At 71.3% G+C, this 22,730-nt stretch carries 19 protein-coding genes; 14 read left to right on the top strand and 5 right to left on the bottom strand.

The genetic code is table 11. The features are described 5' to 3' along the window. Positions 1 to 58 precede the first annotated feature (58 nt). The 5 genes from LDL49_RS39330 to LDL49_RS39310 all read left to right on the top strand — a co-directional run bounded on the left by LDL49_RS39330 (position 59) and on the right by LDL49_RS39310 (position 6,985). Positions 59 to 1,708 carry an NAD(P)/FAD-dependent oxidoreductase gene (locus LDL49_RS39330; protein ID WP_225299281.1) on the top strand — a complete coding sequence of 550 codons (1,650 nt, stop codon included), beginning with the start codon at positions 59 to 61 and terminating at the stop codon, positions 1,706 to 1,708. Next, positions 1,705 to 3,141, top strand: a complete 1,437-nt coding sequence (locus tag LDL49_RS39325; protein WP_225299279.1) for an ATP-binding protein — start codon at positions 1,705 to 1,707, stop codon at positions 3,139 to 3,141. The genes LDL49_RS39330 and LDL49_RS39325 overlap by 4 nt, the downstream gene beginning before the upstream one ends. A gap of 85 nt (positions 3,142 to 3,226) precedes the next feature. Further along, the gene (locus tag LDL49_RS39320; RefSeq protein WP_308016251.1) at positions 3,227 to 4,360 is read left to right on the top strand and encodes a M20 family metallopeptidase; all 1,134 of its coding nucleotides are present in this window, start codon (positions 3,227 to 3,229) and stop codon (positions 4,358 to 4,360) included. Positions 4,361 to 4,421: 61 nt separating this feature from the next. Then, positions 4,422 to 5,477: an LLM class flavin-dependent oxidoreductase gene (locus LDL49_RS39315; protein ID WP_225299277.1), complete on the top strand. Its 1,056-nt coding sequence runs from the start codon at positions 4,422 to 4,424 to the stop codon at positions 5,475 to 5,477. A 17-nt stretch (positions 5,478 to 5,494) separates the two neighbouring features. Next, positions 5,495 to 6,985 carry an AMP-binding protein gene (locus LDL49_RS39310; RefSeq protein ID WP_225299275.1) on the top strand — a complete coding sequence of 497 codons (1,491 nt, stop codon included), beginning with the start codon at positions 5,495 to 5,497 and terminating at the stop codon, positions 6,983 to 6,985. A gap of 69 nt (positions 6,986 to 7,054) precedes the next feature. Here LDL49_RS39310 and LDL49_RS39305 read toward each other — a convergent pair whose 3' ends face one another. Beyond that, positions 7,055 to 7,645, bottom strand: coding sequence for a TetR/AcrR family transcriptional regulator (locus LDL49_RS39305; RefSeq protein ID WP_225299273.1), 591 nt, complete (start codon positions 7,643 to 7,645; stop codon positions 7,055 to 7,057). Between the two features lie 106 nt (positions 7,646 to 7,751). Between LDL49_RS39305 and LDL49_RS39300 the strand changes: the two genes are divergently transcribed. After that, positions 7,752 to 8,906, top strand: a complete 1,155-nt coding sequence (locus LDL49_RS39300) for a cytochrome P450 (protein WP_225299271.1) — start codon at positions 7,752 to 7,754, stop codon at positions 8,904 to 8,906. Between the two features lie 6 nt (positions 8,907 to 8,912). Here the strand turns inward: LDL49_RS39300 and LDL49_RS39295 are convergent, their stop codons facing one another. Then, the gene (locus LDL49_RS39295; protein WP_225299269.1) at positions 8,913 to 9,821 is read right to left on the bottom strand and encodes a cyclase family protein; all 909 of its coding nucleotides are present in this window, start codon (positions 9,819 to 9,821) and stop codon (positions 8,913 to 8,915) included. A gap of 30 nt (positions 9,822 to 9,851) precedes the next feature. On the opposite strand from LDL49_RS39295, the gene LDL49_RS39290 reads away from it, so the two are divergent. Further along, positions 9,852 to 11,105: a serine hydrolase domain-containing protein gene (locus LDL49_RS39290; protein ID WP_225299267.1), complete on the top strand. Its 1,254-nt coding sequence runs from the start codon at positions 9,852 to 9,854 to the stop codon at positions 11,103 to 11,105. 47 nt (positions 11,106 to 11,152) lie between these two features. On the opposite strand, the gene LDL49_RS39285 is transcribed toward LDL49_RS39290, so the two are convergent. Together LDL49_RS39285 and LDL49_RS39280 are read right to left on the bottom strand one after the other, a co-directional pair. After that, positions 11,153 to 11,890 (bottom strand): SDR family NAD(P)-dependent oxidoreductase, encoded by a 738-nt coding sequence (locus tag LDL49_RS39285; RefSeq protein ID WP_225299477.1) that lies wholly within the window; start codon positions 11,888 to 11,890, stop codon positions 11,153 to 11,155. After that, entirely contained in the window at positions 11,890 to 12,495 is a 606-nt protein-coding gene (locus tag LDL49_RS39280; protein WP_225299266.1) for a cysteine hydrolase family protein, read from the bottom strand. Before LDL49_RS39280 ends, LDL49_RS39285 begins: the two co-directional genes overlap by 1 nt. A 98-nt stretch (positions 12,496 to 12,593) precedes the next feature. On the opposite strand from LDL49_RS39280, the gene LDL49_RS39275 reads away from it, so the two are divergent. From LDL49_RS39275 to LDL49_RS39250, 6 genes are read left to right on the top strand one after another with little or no spacing between them, the layout of a single operon-like run. Then, the gene (locus LDL49_RS39275; protein ID WP_225299264.1) at positions 12,594 to 14,399 is read left to right on the top strand and encodes a serine/threonine-protein kinase; all 1,806 of its coding nucleotides are present in this window, start codon (positions 12,594 to 12,596) and stop codon (positions 14,397 to 14,399) included. Positions 14,400 to 14,438: 39 nt separating this feature from the next. Further along, entirely contained in the window at positions 14,439 to 14,798 is a 360-nt protein-coding gene (locus LDL49_RS39270; protein ID WP_225299262.1) for a Zn-ribbon domain-containing OB-fold protein, read from the top strand. Continuing rightward, the gene (locus tag LDL49_RS39265) at positions 14,795 to 15,118 is read left to right on the top strand and encodes a VOC family protein (RefSeq protein ID WP_225299260.1); all 324 of its coding nucleotides are present in this window, start codon (positions 14,795 to 14,797) and stop codon (positions 15,116 to 15,118) included. The genes LDL49_RS39270 and LDL49_RS39265 overlap by 4 nt, the downstream gene beginning before the upstream one ends. Before the next feature lie 35 nt (positions 15,119 to 15,153). After that, on the top strand, positions 15,154 to 16,692 hold the full coding sequence (locus tag LDL49_RS39260; RefSeq protein WP_225299258.1) for a class I adenylate-forming enzyme family protein: 1,539 nt from the start codon (positions 15,154 to 15,156) through the stop codon (positions 16,690 to 16,692). Positions 16,693 to 16,695: 3 nt separating this feature from the next. Then, on the top strand, positions 16,696 to 18,867 hold the full coding sequence (locus tag LDL49_RS39255) for an acetate--CoA ligase family protein (protein ID WP_225299256.1): 2,172 nt from the start codon (positions 16,696 to 16,698) through the stop codon (positions 18,865 to 18,867). Further along, a complete protein-coding gene (locus LDL49_RS39250) occupies positions 18,854 to 19,603 on the top strand; it encodes a glucose 1-dehydrogenase (RefSeq protein WP_225299254.1) in 750 nt (249 codons plus the stop codon). Before LDL49_RS39255 ends, LDL49_RS39250 begins: the two co-directional genes overlap by 14 nt. Here LDL49_RS39250 and LDL49_RS39245 read toward each other — a convergent pair. Beyond that, on the bottom strand, positions 19,597 to 20,247 hold the full coding sequence (locus LDL49_RS39245; protein ID WP_225299252.1) for a PaaI family thioesterase: 651 nt from the start codon (positions 20,245 to 20,247) through the stop codon (positions 19,597 to 19,599). The two genes, LDL49_RS39250 and LDL49_RS39245, sit on opposite strands and share 7 nt — an antisense overlap. Positions 20,248 to 20,534: 287 nt before the next feature. Here LDL49_RS39245 and LDL49_RS39240 point away from each other — a divergent pair, with 287 nt between their 5' ends. Beyond that, positions 20,535 to 22,526 carry a CHAP domain-containing protein gene (locus LDL49_RS39240; RefSeq protein ID WP_225299250.1) on the top strand — a complete coding sequence of 664 codons (1,992 nt, stop codon included), beginning with the start codon at positions 20,535 to 20,537 and terminating at the stop codon, positions 22,524 to 22,526. Positions 22,527 to 22,730: the final 204 nt, after the last annotated feature.

Below are 22,730 nucleotides of genomic sequence, written 5' to 3'. Positions count from 1 at the left end.
CTGACTTGGCAGAACATGACATCCTTCCCTAAGGGACATAAGTGGGGAAGGTAGGGCCATGGACAAGCCGGTCATCGTGACGGTGGACGACGACCCGGGTGTATCGCGGGCGGTCGCGCGCGACCTGAGACGCCGCTACGGCCAGCAGTACAGAATCGTCCGGGCGGAGGCCGCCGACCAGGGCATGGAGGCGGTGAAGGAGATGCGGCTGCGCGGCGACGACGTGGCCGCGATCTTGGCGGACTACCGGATGCCGCAGATGAACGGGGTGCAGTTCCTTGAGGCGGCGATGGACATGTATCCATATGCGCGCCGGGTGCTGCTGACCGCCTACGCGGACACGGACGCCGCGATCCAGGCGATCAATGTGGTGGACCTCGACCACTATCTGCTCAAGCCGTGGGATCCGCCGGAGGAGAAGTTCTATCCGGTGATCGACGGTCAGCTGGACGCCTGGCACCGGACCGAGCGCATCGAGGTGGCCGAGCTGCGTGTGGTGGGCGACCGCTGGTCGGCGCCGTCGTACAAGGTGCGGGAGTTCCTGGCCCGCAGCCACGTGCCGTACCAGTGGCTGCTGGCCGAGGACCCGGAGGGCGCGGAGCTCGTGGCGGCGGTCGGCGCGGACTGCCGGCTGCCGCTGGTGGTCACCGCCGACGGCGTGTCGATGCAGTCGCCCGACCAGGCGTCGCTCGCCTCGGCCGTGGGCCTGTCGACCACGCCGGCGACCGACTTCTACGACCTGATCGTGATCGGCGGCGGCCCGGCGGGGCTGGGCGCGGCGGTCTACGGCGCCTCCGAGGGGCTCAACACCGTGCTGATCGAGGCGCACGCCTCCGGCGGGCAGGCGGGTCAGAGCTCCAGGATCGAGAACTACCTGGGCTTCCCCGACGGCGTGTCCGGCCAGCAGCTGACCGACCGGGCGCGCAGGCAGGCGCTGAAGTTCGGGGCCGAGCTGCTGAGCGCGCAGAAGGTCAGCCATCTGGAGCCGCGCGGTCAGGCCAGGGTGGTCGGGTTCAAGGAGGGCGGCGAGATCGCCGCGCACGCGGTGATCCTGGCGACCGGCGTCACCTATCGCCGCCTGGACGCGCCCGGCCTGGACGACTTCGTCGGCCGGGGCGTCTTCTACGGCGCGGCGCTGACCGAGGCGCCCTCCTGCAAGGACAGCGAGGTCTACATCGTCGGCGCGGCCAACTCGGCCGGTCAGGCGGCCGTCTACCTGGCGGGATTTGCGAGCAAGGTTCATTTGTTGGTGAGAGGTGACGGTTTGGAGAAGTCCATGTCGCACTACCTCATCGAGCAGATCACCGCGCTCCCGAACATCGAGGTGCACTTCCAGACGCAGATCACCAGCGGCGCCGGTGACGGGCACCTGGAGCGCCTCACGCTCTCGACGAAGGGCGAGGAGTGGGTGGCGGAGACGCAGTGGCTGTTCGCCTTCATCGGCGCCGAGCCCTTCACCTCCTGGCTCGGCGACACGATCGAACGTGACGACAAGGGGTTCGTGCTGACCGGGCCGGACCTGGTGCAGGGCGGCAAGCGGCCACGCAACTGGTCGCTCCGGCGCGAGCCGTACTTCCTGGAGACGAACGTTCCGGGAGTGCTCGCGGCGGGTGACGTGCGGGCCGAGTCGATCAAGCGGGTGGCCTCCGCCGTCGGTGAAGGCGCGATGGCAGTCGCGCTCGTGCATCGTTACCTGGAGAAGCAATGACGATCGACATCGACGAACTCCGCAAGCTCTTCCTGTTCGAGCGCCTGACGGACCACCAGCTCACCAAGCTGGCCCTCAGCGGCGAGATGCGCAACTACGCCCAGGACGAGATCATCATCCAGCAGGGCGACCCGGCGGAGTGCTTCGCCGTGCTGGTCGAGGGCGAGATCCAGATGATCCAGGAGACGGTCACGGCCGGGACCGTCGCCATGCCGCGCAGCGCCCAGCCGGGTGTCTACGGCGGGGCCACCAGCGCCTATCTCGGCGCCCGGGCCCCGGAGCGCTACCAGCACAGCCTGCGGGCCACGGCGCCCTCCCGGATGTTCCTGCTGCCGGCCAGGAAATTCGCGCACATCGTGGCCGAGTGGTTCCCGATGGCGATGCACCTGCTCGACGGCATGCTGTCGGGCGGTCGCATGCAGCGGGAGGTCATCGACCGCCGCCAGCGGCTGACCGCGCTCGGCACGATCACCGCCGGGCTCACCCACGAGCTGAACAACCCGTCGGCGGCGGCCGTACGGGCGGTGAGCGAGCTGCGCAAGCTCATCAGGACCTCCCGCGTGCAGCTGGCCCAGCTCGCCGAGGACGGCATCCCGCCGGAGCGGCTGCGGGCCCTGATCGACATGCAGGAGCAGTGCACCGCCGCCGTCGGCAACCTGCCGCCGCGCTCGCCGATGGAGATCTCCGACGCGGAGGACGACCTGGGCGAGGCCCTGGAGGAGCTCGGCGTGGACGACGCGTGGGAGCTGGCCCCAGCGCTGGTGAACGCCGGATTCAGCCGCGCGCACCTGGAGAAGGTGCACAAGAAAGTGGGCCAGGAGCACGCGGGCGCCGCGGTGCACTGGCTGGCCGAGGCGGTCGAGATCTCGCAGATGCTCGGTGAGGTGACCGAGGCGACGGAGCGGATCACCTCGCTGCTCGCCTCGGCCAAGCAGTACTCCCAGATGGACCGCGCGCCGTTCCAGGTCTGCGACGTGCACGACCTGCTCGACAGTACGATCGCCATCTTCCGCGGCAAGATCCCGCCCGGCATCACCGTGGTCACCGACTACGACCGGACGCTGCCGGCGATCCCGGCCTACGCCGGCGAGCTCAACCAGGTGTGGACGAACCTCATCCACAACGCGCTCGACGCGATGGACGGGGAGGGCACGCTGACCATCCGCACCGCGCACGACGAGGACGAAGCGATCATCGAGATCGGCGACACCGGCCCCGGTGTACCGGACGCGATCAAGGATCGGATCTTCGAGCCGTTCTTCACCACGAAGACCGTCGGCCAGGGCACCGGTCTCGGGCTGGACATCTCGTACCGGATCGTGGCGGGCCGGCACGGCGGCGAGCTCAAGGCGCGGTCGACGCCCGGCGACACGTGGTTCGAGGTACGGCTGCCGCTGCGCGAGCCCACGGTGACCGCCTCTCCGGCCGCGTAAGCGCCGGGGGAATGGTACCGGGGGGATGGTAACTGTCACATTCGCGTCGCGTGTCAGGGTCATGTCTCCTGGATAAGGGATTCATGTGCCCATCACACGCTGGACCAGCCAAGTCCTGCCCGCGATGCTCGACGACCTCAGGACGGTCGTCGAGCTGGAGACCCACAGCTACGACAAGGCCATGCTCACCCGAGGGCTGAGCACCGTCCGCGCCCTGGTGGAGGAGCGGCTCGGCGTGCCGGACCAGGCGGTCGTGCACGACGGCGGCCAGTACGGCGACGTTCTGGAGCTGACCTATCGGGGCACCGCCCCCGGAACCGTGCTCATGCTCGCCCACTACGACACCGTCTGGCCGACGGGGACGCTCGCGGATTGGCCGTTCACCATGACGGACGGAAGGATCACCGGGCCGGGCGTGTTCGACATGAAGACCGGGCTCGTGCAGTCGGTCTGGGCGCTCAGGGGCCTGCGCGAGCTCGGTCTGCCGCACCCGAGCCTGACCTACCTGTTCAACGGCGACGAGGAGATCGGCAGCCTGTTCTCCCGGCGCCACATCGAGGCCGCCAGTGCGGACGCGCTGGCGAGCCTGGTCTTCGAGGCGTCGGTGGACGGCGTGCTCAAGACCGCGCGCAAAGGCGTCGGGCTGTTCGAGGTGACGGTCAAGGGTGTCGAGGCGCACGCCGGGCTCGACCCCGACTCGGGCGCGAGCGCCATCCACGCGCTGGCCGAGCTCGTCACCCACCTCGCCGGGTCCGACGCGCGGGAGCTCGGCACCACCCTGAACGTCGGGCTGATCAGCGGCGGCACCGGGCGCAACGTCGCGGCGGGCCGCGCCACCTGCGGCATCGACGTCCGGGTCGCGCAGGCGCCGGAGATGGAACGTATGAACGAGGTGTTCGCCGGCCTGCGCGCCTCCGACCCGCGCGTGACGGTCACGGTGACCGGCGGCTGGAACCGGCCGCCCATGACGCCCAACCCGCCCTCACGCCGGCTGTTCAAGGAGGCGCGGGCGGTGGCAGCCGGGTTCGGCTGGGAACTGGAGGAGACGGCGGTCGGCGGGGCCAGCGACGGCAACTTCATCTCCGCGCTGGGCCGCCCGGTGCTCGACGGCATGGGCGCGGTCGGCGACGGCGCGCACGCGCGGCACGAGCACGTGCTGGTCGAGCACATTCCCGAGCGCACCGCCCTGACGATGGGGCTGCTCACCGCCCTCGCCTAGGAAACGGGGCCCGTGGTACGCTCCCAAGCGAGCGCTTGGTTAACCACTGAGGGGCCGCCGCATGAAGTTCTCGACCTTCCACCTCTTCCACCGGTTCGACGGGCAGAGCTTCAAGGACGTCTACGACTACCACCTGGAGCTCATCGAGCTGGCCGAGGAACTGGGGTTCGACGGGGTACGGCTGGCCGAGCACCACTTCCGCGACTACGGGGTCGCGCCGAACCTGTTCACCATGCTCGCCCACGCGGCCGCCCGCACCTCGCGCATCCGCCTGGGCACGGGCATCGTGGTGCTGCCCCTGCACAACCCGATCCACGTGGCCGAGGAGGCCGCGCTGGTGGACGTGCTCTCGGGCGGCCGGCTGGATCTCGGGATCGGGCGCGGCTACCAGAGCTTCGAGTTCGAGGGCTTCGGCATCGACCTGGCCGAGGCCCGCGACCGGTTCAACGAGGCGCTGGAGGTGATCCTGGGCCTGTGGACCCAGGAGACGTTCCAGCACGAGGGCAAGTTCTACAAGACCGGCGCCGAGGTGTCGCTGACACCGCGCCCCCTCCAGGCGCCGCACCCGCCGATCCACGTGGCCGCCGTCTCCCCCGAGACCGTCACCATGTACGGCGAGCGCGGGCTGCCCATCCTGGCCGACCCGGCGGCGACGTTCCGCAAGGTCGTCAAGGCGGCCGAGACCTGGCAGGAGACGGCCGCCCAGGCGGGGCACGCGAACGGGAACGAGCTGGTGGTGGCGCGGAGCGTCTACGTGGCGCCGACGGTCGAACAGGCCCGCGAGGACCAGGCCAGGTTCGAGGCGTCCTTCGACCGGTCGCGGATCTTCAACGAGCGCAGCGCGCCGATCGACCCGAAGACGGGCAAGGCCGCGCAGGGCTTCGAGTACTACCAGGACCGCTACCTCAAGGGCGGCTCCGTGTCGGCCGACTTCCGCTGGGAGCAGCTGGAGGTGATCGGCGACCCGGCGCGGGTCATCGACCAGATCTCACTGCTGCGGGACGCCGGGTTCGCCAACCTCCTGTGCGACTTCGGCAGCACCCGGCCGATGCCGCTGGAGGAGATGAAGAAGGTCATGCGGTTCTTCGCCGCCGAGGTCATGCCCGCGTTCCACTGACGTTCCCAGGAGCTGCGATGATCCACAGCCTGTCGCTGTCCGACGTACTCGCCGAGCACGCGCGCAGCCGCCCCCAGGTGACGGCGGTGGTGGACGGGGAGGTGCGGCTCACCTACCCCGAGCTGGACGAGCGGGTCGGCCGCCTCGCGGACGCCCTCGCCGGGGCGGGCGTGACGGCCGGCGAACGCGTGCTCTGGCTCGGCCAGAACGCGCACGCGGTGCTGGAGCTGCTGCTGGCGTGCTCGCGGCTGGGGGCGATCTTCTGCCCGGCCAACTGGCGGCAGTCGGCGGACGAGCTGCGCTTCGTGGTCGAGGACCTGACGCCGCGCGTGGTCGTACGGGAGCCGTCCGACTCCACCATGGCCCTGAGCGAGGGCACGGCGCTCTGGGTGGAGGCCGGGCCCGGCTACGAGCGGCTGGTCGAGAGCGGCACCGCCAGGGACTTCCCGCCCGTCGAGGACACCGAGCCGGTGCTGGCCCTCTATACCGCCGCCTTCGACGGCCGCCCCAACGCGGCGCTCCTCAGCAGCGCGGCCCTGCTGGCCCACGGCGCGTCCCTGCTCGTGGTGCGCCAGATGGAGCCCGGCTTCACCTTCCTCAACAACGGGCCGCTCTTCCACGTCGGCACGATGATGTTCTGCCTGGCCACCCTCCAGATCGGCGGCACGAACGTCTTCACCCCCGCCTTCGACGCCGAGGAGGTGTGCCGCCTGATCGACGCCGAGCGGGTCACGCAGGCGTTCCTGTTCGGCCAGATGATCGACGCCGTGACGAAGGCGAACACCGGCGGCAAGTACGACCTGTCGTCCCTGAGGTTCGTCTCCCACTCCGCGGAGTGGGACGCGATGATCACCGTGGACGACTCCCCCTGGTGCCGGTCCAAGATGGGCGGATACGGGCAGACGGAGGTCGGCGGCATGCTCACCTTCCTCGGCCTGGCCCCGGGCGCCGCGGGCTTCGCCGGGCGGCCGTCGCCGCTGGTCCAGGTCCGCATCCTGGCCCCCGACGGCGCCGAGCTGCCGGCGGGCGAGGTGGGCGAGATCTGCGCCCGCGGCAAGACCCTCTTTTCCGGATATTTCGCCCGACCAGACTTAAATGCGGCGAAGTCGGCGTACGGCTGGCATCACACCGGCGACCTCGGCCGTCGCGAGCCCGACGGCACGATCACCTTCATCGGCCCCCGGCTGCGCATGATCAAGTCCGGCGCCGAGAACGTCTACCCGGCCGAGGTCGAACGCGCGCTCAAGGCCCACCCGGCCGTCGCCGACGCCGCCGTGATCGGCGTGCCCGACGCCACCTGGCACCAGGCGGTCAAGGCGGTGGTGGCACTCAAGGAGGGCGCCGCGGCCACGGCCGACGACCTCATCGAGCACGTCAAGAGCGCGCTCGCCTCCTACAAGAAGCCGCGCGAGGTGGCGTTCGTCGACGCGATCCCCAAGCGCGGCTTCACTCCGGACTACGACGCCCTGGACGCCGCCCACGGCGGCGGCAACTATCCGGGCGCCTGACGGCTCATCGGCGCAGGAGAGCCCGCACCTGGCGGCTTCACAGACGCGGGAGGGCTCGCGTCTGGCGGCTCACAGGCGCAGGCCGTCCTCCAGATGGGCGAGGGCCTTGTCCATCTCGGCGGGCCCGTCCATCCCGGGATCCTTCACCCAGTCGAACCAGACCGCGAACATCACACCGGTGATCGCCCCCGTGATGTTGCGGATCTCCGGATCGGACACGTCCCGCCCCGCCCGCCTGGCCAGGATCTCCTGCATGGACCTGAGCGTCCCGGAGACGTTCGTCAGACTCGCCGTCCACAGCTCGGGCACCGTGAACATGAGCTTCTCCCGTTCCACCCCTTCGGCGAGCTCCTCGGCCGTCTGGGCCGCCGTCATCTCCCGCAGGGCGACGCGGATCGCGCGTATCGGGTTCAGATCGGCCGGAGCCGCGATCAGCGCCTCGGCGAAGAGCGGGAAGTGGTCGTTGAATACCAGATCCTCCTTCGAGGCGAAATAGCGGAACACCGTGCTGGGCGCGACCTCCGCCGCCTCGGCGATCTGCTCGACCGTGGTCTCGGTGTAACCCTGCTCGCGGAACAGCCGCAGCGCCTCCTTCTGGATCAGCGCCCGCGTCTTGGCCTTCTTCCGCTCGCGCAGTCCCTGGGCCGGTCGATCGCTCATGTCTCCGATTGTCGGGGTTGCGGCCCGGAGCCGTCCACTCACAAGATCCCAAAATTTGCTATACAACTATCAAATCGGAGTCTACTCTCAAAATATGCGACTTCCCATGGAGAGAACGCCCGGCTGCCCCTTCGACCCACCTCCCGAGCTGGGGAAGCTGCCGCCGATGGCGCGTCTGGACTACCCCGACGGGCACGCGGGCTGGCTCGCGACGGGCTACGAGGCCGCGCGGGTCGTGCTGAGCGACCCTCGCTTCAGCACCCGCCAGGAGCTCAAGCACAATCCGATACGCATGACCTCGCCGTTCGGTCAGGACCGGCCCGCTCCGCCCGGCATGTTCGCGACGACCGACCCGCCCGAGCACACCCGCTACCGCCGCCTGCTCACCGGCCAGTTCACGGTCCGCAGGATGCGGTTGCTCGAACCGCGGATCGAACAGATCACCGCCGACCACCTCGACGCCATGGCCGCGGCGGGGCCGCCCGTGGACCTGGTGCGGGCGTACGCGCTGCCGATCCCGTCCCTGGTCATCTGCGAGCTGCTCGGCGTGCCGTACGAGGACCACGACTTCTTCCAGGAGCAGACCGCGCGGCTGGTCGCGATCGACGAGGAGGGCGTGCCGGAGGTGGCGGCGCTCGCCGGCTATCTGGGCGAGCTGGTACGACGCAAGCGCGTCGAACCGGGCGACGACCTGATCAGCGGCCTGACCGGCGACCTCGACGACGAGGAGCTGACGAACATCGCGTTCATCCTGCTCGTCGCCGGCCACGAGACCACCGCGAACATGCTGGGCCTGGGCGTCTTCGCGCTGCTGCAGCACCCGGAGCAGCGGGCCGTGTTCAGCGGCGAGAGCGCGGACGCGGCTGAGGGGGCGGTCGAGGAGTTGATGCGCTGGCTGTCGATCCTGCACGTGGGCGCACCGACGCGTGCCGCGCTGGAGGACGTGGAGGTGGCGGGCGAGCTGGTCAGGAAGGGTGAGACGGTCGCGTTGTCGCTGCCGGCGATCAACCGGGACCCGAGCCGGTTCGCCGATCCGGGCGAGCTGCGGCTCGACCGGGCCGAGGCGCGGCGGCACCTGGCCTTCGGGCACGGCGTGCACCAGTGCCTGGGGCAGCAGCTGGCCAGGATCGAGATGCGGATCGGCTTCCGCAGGCTTTTCGAACGCTTCCCCGGCCTGCGGCTGGCCGTGCCCGCCTCCGAAGTGCCGCTGAAGGAGCGCGCGGCGGTCTACGGCGTGGAGTCCCTGCCTGTCACGTGGTGACCGGGCTCAGAGGATCGCCAGTGGGTTGAGCGGGCTCCCGGTCCCGCCCTCGATCCTGAGCGGGGCCGCGACGAACACGAACTCCGTACGGCCCGCCGCGCTCAGCTCCTCCAGCCAGAGCAGCTCGATCAGGTGGATGCCATGGCGGTGGAGCAGGATGAGGTGGAGATCGTCGTCGAGCGCCTCGTCGGCGAGCTGGTGGGCGTTCAGCCCGCCGATCGCGGCGTTGTCGGCGGCCACCACCGAGACGTCCCGCTCGGCCAGCCAGCGCCCCGCCTCGGCCGACAGTCCCGGCTGTCCCGACCAGTACTCCTCCCGCGACCGCTGCCACACGGCGGGCCAGCCGGTACGGATCACCGCGACGTCACCCGCGCGCGGCACGGCGATCTCCGCCAGCAGCTCCGCCGGGATACGGAAGTCGGCGGGCAGGTGGTCGAGCCCGAGGTGGCGGGGCACGTCGAACAGGACTCCCCTGGCGACGACCCCGCCCACCTGCTCGATGCCGCACCGGGTGGCGCCGTAGGAGCGTACGCGCGCGGCGGGGTGGCCGTTGTAGAGCTCGTCGCCCGACCACATGTGGCAGAGCGCGTCCATGTGCGTGGTCGTGCCGTGGTGGGTGACGATCAGCGCGTCGTCGGCCACCCGCAGCCCCGCGCCCACCGGCCGGGCGCCGGCCGCGTAGTCGCCGCCGTCTACCGACATGAAGTGCTGCGGCAGCGGGCGGCCCTTCAGATGGGGCACGGTGCCGGGCGCGGGCGAGGAGGTGGCACCCCTGATCGGCATGGACAGGCTGAGAACCTGGCCGGTCCGCGCGGTGGCCAATCCGGCCAGTACCAAGTTGCCAGTGAGCAGATTGAGCGTGCCCCGCTGGTCCTCTGGGCCGAAACGTCCCCAATTGTTAGGCTCGGCTGCCAAGTACGTGCTCCCTTCCTGTCGGAGGTCTTGATGCACTGCGATCCCCGGTTCTCCCGCGTGCGCGAGGCGTTCGAACGCCATTTCGCCGACGGCCTCGAGCTGGGGGCCGCGTTCGCCGTCTACCTCGACGGCGAACTGGTCGTGGACCTGTGGGACGGCGTGGCCGACCGCCGCACCGAACGGCCGTGGGAGGAGGACACCCCCGTCTTCGCCTACTCGTGCACCAAGGCGATCACCGCGACCGTGCTGCTCCAGCTGGCCGAACGGGGGCTGGTGGACGTGACCGCGCCGGTGGCGGAGGTCTGGCCGGAGTTCGGGGTGCGGGCCAAGCAGCGCGTCACCGTCGAGCACCTGCTCAGTCATCAGGCGGGGCTGCCCGCGCTGGACGAGCGGGTGCCGGTGGCGGAGTTCGAGGACCAGCCCGCGATCGCGGCGCGCCTGGCCGGGCAGCGGCCGATCTGGCGGCCCGGGTCGGCGCACGGGTATCACGCCCTGACGTACGGGTTCCTCGTGGGCGAGGTCGTACGCCGGGTGACGGGCAAGTCGGTGGGTGAGCTGGTGGCGGCGGAGATCTCCGGACCGCTCGGTCTCGACCTGTGGGTGGGGGCGCCCGACGACGTGATCGCCAGGGCCGCCCGGCTGACCGCGGAGCCGCCGCCCGGCAGCGAGAGCGGCCGGAGCCTGCCCACGGCCGGGAATGAGAGCGGGAGCGGGAGCATGCCCTCGGCCGGGGCCGGAAGCGGGCCGGCCCGCCGCGCCCCCGGTGTCCTGCCCCGCGTGCCCATCGGGCCGCCGAAGGATCCGATCGCCGCGATCGCCCTGGCCGCCGGGGACCCGAACAGCCTGATGAACCGCACCATGGGCAACCCGCGCATCCAGGACCTTCAGGGCGGGGCCAACAACCCCGTGATGCTGCGCGCCGGGTGGCCCGCCGTGGGTCTCGTCACGACGGCCAGGTCCCTGGCGGCGTTCTACCGCTCGCTGCTCGCCGGCGACCTGCTGCGTCCGGAGACGCTGGCGGACGCCATCCGGCCCCGGGCGTCGGGGCCCGACCAGGTCCTGCTGCTGGAGAGCGCGTTCGGGCTCGGCTTCATGCGGCCCGCCATGTCGTTCTTCGTGCCGTCCGTGACCGCGTTCGGGCACACCGGCGTGGGCGGGTCCATCGGCCTGGCCGACCCCAAGTACGGCGTGGCCGCCGGATATGTCATGAACAAGATGGCCGACGTCTTCGCCGGCAACCAGCGGGCGATCCGCCTCATGGAGGCCGTCTACCGATCCCTGTGATCGCGTCGGCCTCATCGGGGTCGTGCTTCGCGTCATGCGTCGCGTCGTCACTGCATCGTCACGCCGCCGCTGACCGACAGCGTCTGGCCGGTGATGTAGGCGGCGCGTTCCGTACACAGGTAGGCGACCAGGCCCGCCACGTCGGCGGGCGTGCCCAGGCGGCGGAGCGGGACGGTCCTGACGATCTTGTCGACCAGTCCTGGCTCGGCCGCCGAGACGCGCCGGAGCATCGGCGTGTCGGTGGGTCCAGGGCAGACCACGTTGGCGGTGACGTGCGCCCTGGCCGCCTCGCGGGCGAGCGTCTTGGCCAGGCCGAACAGCCCCGCCTTGGTGGCCGCGTAGGCGCCCTCGCCGCCGGAGCCCGCCCTGGCGCCGTCCGACGAGATGAACACCAGCCGCCCCCACTCCCGCTCGATCATGCCCGGCAGCATCAGCTTGGTCATCAGCATCGGGCCGCGCAGGTTGACCTGCCACATGAGATCCCAGTTCGCCGGGTCGCCGGCGATGAACGGCTCCACGATCGACACCCCGGCGTTGTGCACGAGGATGTCGACCGGCCCGGCCGCGTCACAGAACCGCTCGATGGAGGAGGGCGAGGCGAGGTCGACGGCCAGGGCAGTGGCCCCCGGCAGCCCCGCGGCCACCCTCTCGGCTCCCGGCAGGTCCACGTCGGCGACCACCACCCGGGCGCCCAGCGCGGCGAGGTCCGTGGCGATCGCCGCGCCGATCGCGCCCGCTCCGCCGGTCACGACTGCCACGCGCCCGTCGAGCCGCATCCCCTCCATCACCGCTCGCCGCCCGCCTTCCACTCCTCGACCAGCTCGGCCGCGGTGGTGCGGGCGGCCAGGAGGGGGATCGTGTGCTTCAGTACGGCCAGCGCGTAGCCGTCCGGTACGCCCGCGACGGCGTCGGTCACCACGGTGACCCGGTAGCCGAGGTTCACCGCCTCCAGGGCCAGCCCGGGGATGCCCAGGTTGAGCGAGAGCCCGACGGCCACCACGTGCGTGACGTCCAGCGAGCGCAGCGTCATGTCGAGCGAGGTCCCCGTGAACGGGGAGAACCCGTGGTGGCGCCGGCTCTCCAGATCCGTGTCGGCCAGCAGCTCGGGCAGCACCTCCACGGCCGGTGTGCCCTCCAGCATGTGGCCGGGGTCCTTGAGCAGGGCGGTGATGAACGGGCTGTTGTGGGTGTGGGAGCCGGCCCGGTCGGCGCGGAAGGCGGCGGTGCAGTGGATCACCGGGAGGCCGGCCGCCCTGGCCGCCTGGAGTACGGAGACGGCGTTGCGTACGACGCCACGCTGCTGGCACGCGACCACCAGGTCCGGAAATTTCGTTAGATCGCCGACGACGCCCCGCTGCATCTCCATGACCAGCACGGCCGTACGATCCATGCGAAGCCTCCACTTAGCCGAGCGCTTGCTTGGCTTCGAACATATCACCCGGGCCTCGGGGCCATAATCCCCTGACATCTGGCGAAATATCTGGAGTCGTGACAACCGGAACCCTGGATGAGACCGTCGAACGAGAGACGGCTGCGCTATGGGGGTTCGCCTTGGTCCCTGGTTACCGAGAAGTACGCCAGCTCGGCGCGGGGCACACGGGCCGCGTGTTCCTCGCCACCTACCAGGCCACCGGAGCCTACGTCGCGATCAAATACCTGAACGCGACCCTGCGCCGGGACACCGAGTTCATGGACCGCTTCCGGACGGACGCCCCCTCACTCGTCGAGCTCGACGACCCGAACGTGGTCCAGCTCTACGAGTTCGTGGAGACCCCGACCAGGGCCGCGGTGGTGATGGAGCTGGTCGACGGGGTGTCGCTGCGGACGATCCTGGCCGAGCACGGCAGGACCAGCCCGGAGGCGGCGCTGGCGGTGCTGAAGAGCACGCTCCTGGCCCTGGCCGCGGCCCATGACAAGGGCGTGGCCCACCGGGACGTCAAACCGGAGAACGTGCTGGTCCAGGCCGACGGCACGAGCAAGCTGACCGACTTCGGGGTGGTGGTGCACGCCGAGGAGCCGGGAGTGCCGGCGGGCACCCCGCCGTACATGTCGCCCGAGCTGTGGACGCAGGGGGACGCGGGGCCGCCCGCGGACCTCTACGCGGCGGCGTGCCTGCTGTTCGAGGCCGTCAAGGGGCGCCCCCCGTACAAGGCGGAGGACGTCCCGTCGCTGCGCGACAAGCACCTGGTCGAGCCGGTGCCGCTGGAGGTCGCCCCCGACTCGCTGCGCGACCTGCTCCGGCGCGGGCTGGCCAAGGATCCGGTGGTCAGGTACGCCTCGGCCCGGCAGTTCGCGGCGGAGCTGGAGGAGGACGCGGTCGCCGGCTACGGGCCCGACTGGGAGAAGCGCGGGCGCCGCCATCTCGGCGAGCTGGCCACGCTGCTCGCGCTCCGCTTCCCCCTGGCCAGGACCGACACGCCGACCGCCACCCTGGGGGCGGTCCGCCGCCGGCGGATCACCGTGCCCAAGCTGCCGCCGCACCTGTGGATCGCGGGCGCGACGGCCGTCGCCGTGCTGATCGCGGTGGTGCTCTCGGACGGGCGGCTGGCCCCCGGCCCGGCGGGCACCGTGCTCATGCCGCAGCCGAAGACGTCCGAACAGCTGGAACCCACCCCGGTCGACGACAAGACCCCGGTCCGCCGGACCTCGGCGACCAGCCGTCCCACGGCCAGGACGGCGACGGCCGTTCCCGTACCGTCGGCCACATCCTCTCCCCCCTTACCCTCTCCCACCGCCTCGCGGCAGCCCTCCCGGGCGCTGCCCAGTCCGGCCGTGCGGTCGGCGGACATCGTCCAGTGGACCGGCTCGGCGGGCGCGGTGCGCGTGGCCGCCGAGGGGCGGGGACCGGTGCGGCTGCGCATCACGTACACGCGGCGCGACGGCGACGGCCAGGCCCGCACGGTGCACCAGGAGACCCGCACGCTCACCGGACAGACCTCCTACACCGACGCCGTGGCCCGCGACCTGGGCGCCGTCGGCTGCGGCAAGCAGGCGCACTTCGGCCTCCTGCTGCTGACCGAGCCGGCGGCGGCCAACGGCCCGCAGGTCAGCGAAGTGACCGTGGACGGGCCGCCCTGCCCGGCACCCAGCACCTCGCCCTCGACGTCGGCCACTCCCACCCAGGAGCACGCCACCCCGACGCCGTCCCAGCCGCCCTTCGCCCTGCCCTCCGACCCGCCGCACACCGCCGACGCCCCGGCCTTCGCCTCACCGAACGCTGATTCGGTTTCGCCGAACGATTCGCTGACCTCGGAGGAGCCCGTGGCCTCGCTCGCCGAGGAACCCGCCGGCTAGGGTTGTCGCGCAACCAAGCGTGCGCTAGCTTGGCTAGCGATGACCTGTGACACCTCCGCCTACTGGGCCGCCTGCAGGCGCGGCGAGCTGGTCGTCCAGCGCTGTACGGCCTGCGATCGGCGGGTCCACCTCCCCGAGGCCGACTGTCCCCGGTGCGGTGGCGACCTCGTCTTCGAGCCGGTCTCCGGCGCGGGCGTGGTGCACACGTACACCGTGGTGCACCGCTCGTTCGCGCCCGGCTACCGGGGCCGCGAGCCGTACGTGCTGGCCTGGGTCGACCTGCCCGAAGGCGCGCGCGTGTTCGGCCAGGTCGTGGAGTGCGCACCGGAGGAGGTCCGCATCGGGATGCCGGTGCGGGTGACGTTCGTGGACGACCTACCGCATTGGAGGCCCGCGTGATCGTTGGCAACGTGCTCATACCCGTGGCCGACCTGGACGAGGCGATCGCCTTCTACGGGCTGCCGGTGAAGTTCCGTGACGGTGACAGGTTCGCCGCGCTGAACGGCGGTGGCGTCACCGTGGCGCTGGCCGGCCCCGCCGAGCATGTCACCGCCTCGGCCGCGCCGTCCTTCAAGGTGGACAGCGTACGGCAGGCCGTACCCGATCTGGTGGCGCGCGGCGCCGAAGTGGTGCGCGAGCCCGAGGACGGGCCGCACGAGACGCGGGCCGTGCTGCGCGATCCCTCAGGAAACGTCTTCGTCCTCTACTCACCCCTCTGACGGCACTTCACCCCCCTGACGACGGAGGCACCCCGATGGCGCGATCACCGTACGGCAACTATGGCCACGCGATCCTGACCGCCGCGGCGATGAGCACCCCCGACCGGGTGGCGCTCACCTACTGCGGCGAGCGGAGCTTCACCTATGACGAGCTGAACAGGACCGTCAACCGGCGCGCGCACGCGCTGCTCGCCGCGGGCGTCACCCCGGGGCGGCGGGTGGCCGCGCTGCTGAACGAGACGCTGCACGTGGCGGAGGTGTACTTGGCGCAGGCCAAGATCGGCGCGGTGACGGCGGCGCTGAACCCGTACTGGCCGGTCGAGACGCTGCGCGCGGTGGTGGAGCAGTCGGGGTGCACGGCGTTCGTGTACGACTCGACCGTGGAGGAGGTGGTCGCGGAGATCAGGCCGTCGCTGCCCGCCATCACCACCTGGATCAACGCGTCCGACCTCTCGGCCGGTTCGGAGGAGGAGCCGCCGCTCGGGGGCTTCCACGACGATCCGCTCGCGCTCTACTACACCTCGGGGACGACCGGGCTGCCCAAGCCCGTCGTCCACACGCACGCCTCGTCGCTGGCGACCGCGCAGATCTGGCTCGACGTGCCGCGCGGGCCCGACGCGGTGTTCGGCACGGGCGCGATCATCTGGGGCATCGGCTTCCCGGCCATCGTCGGACCCGCCCTGTACGCCGGGATGCGGCTGGTGCTGGAGCAGGACTGGGGCCCGGCGAACTTCCTGCGCGTCGTGCCGCGCGAGCGGGTCACCCACGTGTCGCAGATCCCGTCGTTCTACGCGGCGCTGCTCGGCTCGTCGGAGCACGAGGCGGTGGACCTGTCGTCCATCCGGGTGATCATGCTGGGCGGCGAGCCGCTGACGGCCACGATGCTCGGCCGGATCAAGGACCGGCTGCCCGATGCGGGCGTCTACTCCTACTACGGCCAGACCGAGGCCCCCTACACCTGCATGGGCCGGGTGGACGACGGCTCCACGCCGCTCGGCTCGTCCGGCCGGGCGCGCACCGGCAACGCCGTCCGGGTGACCGGCCCGTCGGGCCGCCGCGTGGTGGACGAGGTCGGCGAGATCAACCTGGCCGGGCCGCACCGGATGTCCGGCTACGACGGACTGCCGGACAAGACCGCGGAGGTGCTGCGCGGCGAGTGGTACGTCGGCGGCGACCTCGGCTCCGTCTCCTCCGACGGCGTGCTGCGTGTGCTCGGGCGGCGCGAGGACGCGATTCTCAAGGGCGGTGTCTGGACCCAGCCGGTCGCGGTCGAGGAGGCCGCGGCCGCGCTCGACGGCGTGGCGGAGGCCGGGGCGGTCGGGGTGCCCGCGCACGTGGAAGGGCAGGACGCCGCCGAGCAGCGGATCCTGCTGGCCGTGGTGGCGCGTGCCGGGCACTCGCTCGACGCGGCCAAGCTCGCGCGGACTCTGGACGACATCCTAGCGCCGCACCAGCGGCCGGACCACATCCTGGTGGCCGACGCGCTGCCGCACTTCGAGGATGCCTCCGGCGGGCCCGGCAAACTCTTACGCAGGGAGATCAGGGAGCGGCACGGCCACCTGCTGGAGAGCTGAGCGGTGGTCGCCGAGCACGAGGCCAAGGAACTGCTGCGCGAGGCCGGGGTGCCGGTGCCGCGCGGTGTGGTGGTGCGCGACATGGACTTCGCCCCGGTCGCGGAGTTGCGCGAGCCGCTGGTGCTGAAGGCGTACGGGCCCGAGATCGTGCACAAGTCCGAGGCCGGGGCCGTGACGCTCGGGCTGAGCCGGGCCGACGTCCCGATCGAGGCCACCAGGATGCTGGCCTCGGGCGTGGCGGCCGAGGGGTTTCTGGTCGAAGAGCAGGCCCCCGGCGGGGTGGAGCTGATCGTCGGGCTGGTCCGCGATCCGGGCTTCGGGCCGGTGCTGCTCGCCGGGCTGGGCGGGGTGTGGACCGAGACGCTGCGGGACACGGCGCTGGGCCTCTGCCCGATCTCGGAGGGGGACGCGCGGCGGATGCTGGGCTCGCTGCGCGGGTCTCCGGTGCTGTACGGGCTGCGCGGGCGTCCGGGGGTGGACGTGGACGCGGTGGTGAAGCTGCTCATGACGGTCGGCGGGCCTGGCGGGCTGTGGGAGCGGCTGGAACTGGGCGAGTTCGAGATCAATCCGGTCATCGCCACCGGGTCGGGCGTTGTGGCGGTGGACGCGCGGTATCTCCCGGTGGGCCACGCCTCGCACGGCGGCCAGGACGGCGTGCTCGGTGAGCCCGCGGACCTTGGGCCGCACTCCGAGCCTGCGAACATCCCACCGCGCTCCGAGCCCACGGACTTCGGGCCGCTCTTCGAGCCCAGGGCGGTGGCCGTGGTCGGGGCCTCCACCACGCGGCCGAACTTCGGGAACATGTTCCTCGAGTTCTACAAGGCCGCCGGCATCCCCTTGGTCGCGGTGCATCCCGAGGCGCGGGAGGTGGGCGGCGTGCCCGCCGTGCCGTCCCTGGCCGAGGCGGACGTGGACTACGCGCTGGTGGCGGTGCCCGCGGAGCGGTGTGCCCAGGTCGTACGTGAGGCGTCCGGCTTGCCGTACGTGCAGGTCATGAGCGGCGGCTTCGGCGAGGCGGGACGGCCGGAACTGGAGCAGGAGCTCGTCGCCGCGGCGCGGGCGGCGGGGACGCGGCTGCTCGGCCCCAACTGCATGGGCGTGTACTGCCCGCGCGGGCGGCAGACGTTCGTCGGCGGCGGGCTCGGCCCGGCGGGGACGGTCGCGCTGATCTCGCAGAGCGGCGGGCTGGCCGGAGAGGTGATCAAGGTCGGTGAGCGTCGCGGGCTGGCCTTCAGCCGGGTGGTCACCGTGGGGAACGCGGCCGACGTCACCCCGGCCGAGCTGCTCCGCTGGCTGTCGGCTGACTCCGAGACGCGGGCCGTCGGGCTCTACCTGGAGGACCCGCGTGACGGGCGGGCGCTGTACGAGGCGCTGGCGGCCGCTCCCGTGCCCGTGGTGCTGCTGGTCGGCGGGCGCAGCGCGCAGGGGCAGCGGGCCGCGGCCTCGCACACCGGCGGGCTGGTGAGCGACGGGCGGATCTGGCAGGCGCTCGCCGACCAGACCGGGGCGACGCTGGTGACCTCCCAGGACGACCTGATCGGCGTCCTCGCCTTCTTCCAGGCACACGGCGCCCGGTCGGCGGATCCGGCCTCTCAGGCGGCGGGTCCGCCCTCCAGGACGGCAGATCCGGACGGCGGCGAGGGCTCTCAGAGCGGAGAGTCGCGTGATGGGGCGCTGGTGATCGGACCGAGTGGTGGGGCGAGTGTGCTGGCCGCCGACGCCTTCGACCGGGCCGGGGTGCCGCTGGGGCCGCTGCCGGACTCGGTGCTCGGGGAGTTGCGCGGGCTCGGGCTTGGGGCCGGGTCCTCGCTGGCCAATCCGCTGGAGGTGCCCGTCGGCCCTCGGAGCGGGCCGGACCTGGTCCGGCGGGCCGTCGAGGCGATCGTGCGGCACCGGCCGTACCCGGATGTGGTGGCGCACGTGAACGTACAGAGCTTCTTCACCTACGGGACGCGGGCCGAGCCGCTGTTCGAGTACGCGCGGGCGCTGGCGGCCGCACAGGACGCCCTCCCGGGGACCAGGGTCACCCTGGTCACCAGGAACGGCGAGTGCGCGCCCCCCGGTGTCGAGGACGAGGTCAGGGCGATCGTGGCGGCGGCCGGGATCCCCGTCTACCGAACTATGGAGGCGGCCGCGGTGGCCGTCGCGGCGGGAGGTCGCAATGGGACTGCTTGACGGCAAGGTGGCACTGATCACCGGTGGGGCGCGCGGCATGGGCGAGGCGCATGTGCGGCTGTTCCTGGCGGAGGGGGCGCGCGTGGTGTTCGGTGACGTACTGGATGAAGAGGGCAAGGCGCTGGCCGAGGAGACGGGCGCGACCTTCGTCCATCACGACGTCACCGCTCCGGAGGACTGGGACCGCGCGATCGCGACCGTCATCGACCTGCACGACAGGTTAGACATCCTGGTCAACAACGCCGGGATCCTGAAATTTCGGCGTATCAGCGATATGACGGTCGAGGAGTTCGACCGCGTGATCGACGTGAACCTCAGGGGCACCTGGCTCGGCGTCAAGTCCGCGATCGCCCCGATGCGAGCCGCCGGGCGCGGCTCGATCGTGAACATCTCCTCGATCGAGGGCTTCGTCGGCGCCGAGGGGATGTCGGCGTACGCGGCCTCGAAGTTCGCCATCCGGGGGGTCACCAAGTCGGCCGCCCGCGAGCTGGCCCGCTACAAGATCCGCGTCAACTCGGTACATCCCGGGGCGATCAACACCTCGATGGCCATGGATCCCGAGATCATGAGCGAGGTGGACGCGGACGCGTTCCTCCGCAGCATGGTCATCAAGCGCTTCGCCAAGCCGGTGGAGGTGTCGCACGTGGTGGCGTTCCTGGCCTCGGAGCGGTCCAGCTACTGCACGGGCAGCGAGTTCACGGTGGACGGCGGCCTGCTGACCGGCGCCGGCTACTGACCGGTGCCGTCGGGGGCCGTCGGTATCGGGGGGCCGTTCAGCCAGGCGGTCGGGGTGATGAAGATGCCTGTCGCCTCGGCCAGCAGCGTGCCGTCCGGCAGCGCCACGCGAGCCTCCGCCCACGCCTTGCGCCCCTCCGTACGCGTGTGCTCCGCCGTCACGATCACCGGCCGGCCGTACGGCACGGGCGCCCGGTAGCGAATCGTCAGCGTGCCCGTCATGCCCGCCAACCCGGCGACGGCCACCGCCTGCCCCAGCAGGTGATCGAGGGCCATCGCGGTGATCCCGCCGTGCACGGCGCCGGGCGGCCCCTCGTGCAGCGGCCGGAACGACACCTCCGCCCGTACCCCGCCACTCGCCGACCGCTCCACGACCAGCGGCACAGCGAACGGGTTCGCGGCGCCGATGGCGGCGTTGCCCAGGTGGCGTACGGTGCCGTCCGCCGCGATGTCGAAAGGCCGCGATGACACGCGGGCGGTCGCTTCGAGCCGTTCGGTCAGGGCGGTCAGCTCGGCGGCCACGGCCACCAGCTCGTCCTCCTCGACCCCAGTGCCCATCACCGCGTCCATCAGGTCTCTGGTCTGCTGCGCCAGGGCGCACAGGGCGGCGGTGCGGGACTCGCCGGCGGCGACGTCGATCGTCATGGCCGCATCTTAGAACAGGTTCTACCAAAACACGTTCTAGACACCCAAAGGTAGATCTTTTACTATCAACCAGTCTTCTTTGGGACATTTCTGGCAAGCTTTTGACCTGCGGTTTAGGGTCGCATGACCTCTTGGAGCTACCTTGACCCGTACCTGACCTGCCCTTTCGTCACGGTAGCCTCCTTCAGCACGGAAGATGACAGGCCGCCGGTTTTGCCACATGCGTCCCTCTACCCAGGGCTGTGTGGGTAAACCCGGTCTTGCCCGGAAGGTTCCCTCGCACGTCAATGACGCCTGAGATGAAGAAGTACATCGACCTGCTCGAGAGTCAGCTCGGCTACTCCGAGAAGGCCGACGCGTACACCAAGTTCGGCCACTGGTACGGCAAGAACGTCGAGTTCGACGCCGACTACACCTCCGCCCCTTGGTGTGACATGTACCTGTCGTGGGCCGCTCACAAGCTCGGCTACCAGGACTGGATCGGACAGTTCGCCTGGACGGTGGGGCACGCCGAGTGGTTCAAGGAGCAGGGCGCGTGGGGCCACAAGCCCAAGCCCGGCGCCTTGGTCTTCTACGACTGGAGCGGCTCGAACGACATCGACGCCATCGACCACGTCGGCCTGGTGACCAAGGTCGAGGGCGACAAGATCTTCACGATCGAGGGCAACATCGACGGCGGCGTCGCCAAACGCAAGGAACGTGACACCAGCAAGGTCGTCGGCTACGGCTACCCGGAGAAGATCAAGACCCGCCTGGAGAACGAGGCCGCCAAGAACCAGGTCGAGGGCGAGTGGGACGCGCAGCACCGGGCTGACGACCAGGCGTCCACCTCCACGACCGACGTGGGCCAGCTCCAACTCCCCGACGGCACCCCGCTCGTCGACATGATCCCCCGCATCGGGCAAGGAGAGGCCCCGCTGGTCGCCCGCCCCAAGCAGGCCACGGGCGCGGACACTCCCCAGCAGGCCGCCGCCCCGGCCCCCACGGCCACCCGCAAGTCGGCGCCCGCGGCCACCACGAAGGCCGCCGAGCAGGCGCCCAAGAAGGGCAAGCACGCCAAGCCGGCCACCGCCGACACCAACGCGGTCACCAGCAACCCCGCGCCCCTTCCCACCGTCGTCGACGCCTCGTCCAGCGCACCGGTGCCCGCTCTCTCGTCCCCCGCGCTGATCGGCTCCACGCTGGTGGCCGCCCTCGCGGTCCTCGCCGTGGCCAAGACCAGGCAGCTGCGCGTACGCCCGGCCCGCGTGGCCGCCGTCACCGCCCCGGCCGCACGCTCCACGGGCCCGGCCACCCGCCACCGCCACCGTCGCAAGACCCGCGCCGGCGCGGCCCCTGTGCTGGTCGGCGCCGGTACGTCCACGGACGTCACCATCCCGGTGAGGACCCCGCTGGAGCTGGTGGGGTCGACCGCTTCGGCGGAGCTTTCGATGCCGGCAGCGGTCCACCTGGAGCCGGCCGAGCTTTTGGTGCCGACGGCGGTCCGCTCGGAGCCGGTCGAGCTTTTGGTGCCGGCAGCGGTCCACCTGGAGCCGACCGAGCCGATCGCCGCGTTGCTGTCCCTCGCCTCGATCCCCATCCCGGAGGCGACGACAACCTTCGACGCCTTCTCCCCTGTTCGGGAGGCGACGGCGACGTTCGACGCTTTCACCCCGTCCACCCGCCGTGCCGCCACCCCGCACCATCCCGCGTCCCGCTCCGCACAACACCCCGGGGGCCGTTCCAGTACCACCGCACGACGGGTCAGCGCCGCGTCGCAGCACCCCGGCGGGCGCACGCCGTACACGCGCGCGACCGAGCCCTGGCCCGCACCCGGCGAGCCGCACAGTCCTCAGACGGGCGGCGGCTACTACGGCCGACGTCGCCGCAGCGGGCACCCGATCGAGGAGCCGGCTCCCTTCACGTCCGAGGGCCCGCTGCGCGGCCGACGCCACCGCTCCGCCGCTCCTCACCCCACCGAGGGGTTCGCCCAGGACTCCTCGCCGCACGGCCGTCGTCACCGCGCTCCGCTGGCCGCCCCGTCCCATCTCGAGCTGTTCGGCACCGAGCCTTTTGACGCCACCCTCCATGGCCGCCGTCACCGAAACCACGAGAGCTTGGCGCCCACCTCCCTGGCGGTGGGAGGCGACGACGAGCACGCGGCGAACGACTTCCTACGGGCGGCCAGACGTACCGGGGACGACCGCCTGCAGACGGCCGCACACGCGCAAGGCGTCACCGTCGTCGAGGCGCGGGAGCCCCGCAAGCCGGGCTCCCGCAGGGGCCGCCACCGCGCCTGACCGGCCCTGGGATGCCCCTCAGGTCCACACTTCCGGGGGATGGGCCGTGAGAAGCTGGGCGACGAACACGCGCCGGCTACGGACGCCCGCCTTGGCGAAGATCGCTTTCAGATGGTCCTGCACGGTCACACGACTTCTGGTTGATCGACTCCACTACGCTGCTCATTTTGAGATTCGGGAACGATGACGTTCTCCTGGGCGTCG

Origin of the sequence: Nonomuraea aurantiaca (assembly GCF_020215705.1) — a bacterium.
Classification (GTDB): domain Bacteria; phylum Actinomycetota; class Actinomycetes; order Streptosporangiales; family Streptosporangiaceae; genus Nonomuraea; species Nonomuraea aurantiaca.
The sequence above is the reverse complement of the archived record's forward strand: the minus strand, read 5'-3'. Positions and strand labels throughout refer to the sequence as shown.

Coding starts and splice junctions, on each gene's coding strand:
- LDL49_RS39330 (WP_225299281.1), top strand. CDS start 59: ATGGACAAGCCGGTCATCGTGACGGTGGACGACGACCCGGGTGTATCG.
- LDL49_RS39325 (WP_225299279.1), top strand. CDS start 1,705: ATGACGATCGACATCGACGAACTCCGCAAGCTCTTCCTGTTCGAGCGC.
- LDL49_RS39315 (WP_225299277.1), top strand. CDS start 4,422: ATGAAGTTCTCGACCTTCCACCTCTTCCACCGGTTCGACGGGCAGAGC.
- LDL49_RS39310 (WP_225299275.1), top strand. CDS start 5,495: ATGATCCACAGCCTGTCGCTGTCCGACGTACTCGCCGAGCACGCGCGC.
- LDL49_RS39305 (WP_225299273.1), bottom strand. CDS start 7,645: ATGAGCGATCGACCGGCCCAGGGACTGCGCGAGCGGAAGAAGGCCAAG.
- LDL49_RS39300 (WP_225299271.1), top strand. CDS start 7,752: ATGGAGAGAACGCCCGGCTGCCCCTTCGACCCACCTCCCGAGCTGGGG.
- LDL49_RS39290 (WP_225299267.1), top strand. CDS start 9,852: ATGCACTGCGATCCCCGGTTCTCCCGCGTGCGCGAGGCGTTCGAACGC.
- LDL49_RS39285 (WP_225299477.1), bottom strand. CDS start 11,890: ATGGAGGGGATGCGGCTCGACGGGCGCGTGGCAGTCGTGACCGGCGGA.
- LDL49_RS39280 (WP_225299266.1), bottom strand. CDS start 12,495: ATGGATCGTACGGCCGTGCTGGTCATGGAGATGCAGCGGGGCGTCGTC.
- LDL49_RS39270 (WP_225299262.1), top strand. CDS start 14,439: ATGACCTGTGACACCTCCGCCTACTGGGCCGCCTGCAGGCGCGGCGAG.
- LDL49_RS39260 (WP_225299258.1), top strand. CDS start 15,154: ATGGCGCGATCACCGTACGGCAACTATGGCCACGCGATCCTGACCGCC.
- LDL49_RS39250 (WP_225299254.1), top strand. CDS start 18,854: ATGGGACTGCTTGACGGCAAGGTGGCACTGATCACCGGTGGGGCGCGC.
- LDL49_RS39245 (WP_225299252.1), bottom strand. CDS start 20,247: ATGACGATCGACGTCGCCGCCGGCGAGTCCCGCACCGCCGCCCTGTGC.
- LDL49_RS39240 (WP_225299250.1), top strand. CDS start 20,535: ATGACGCCTGAGATGAAGAAGTACATCGACCTGCTCGAGAGTCAGCTC.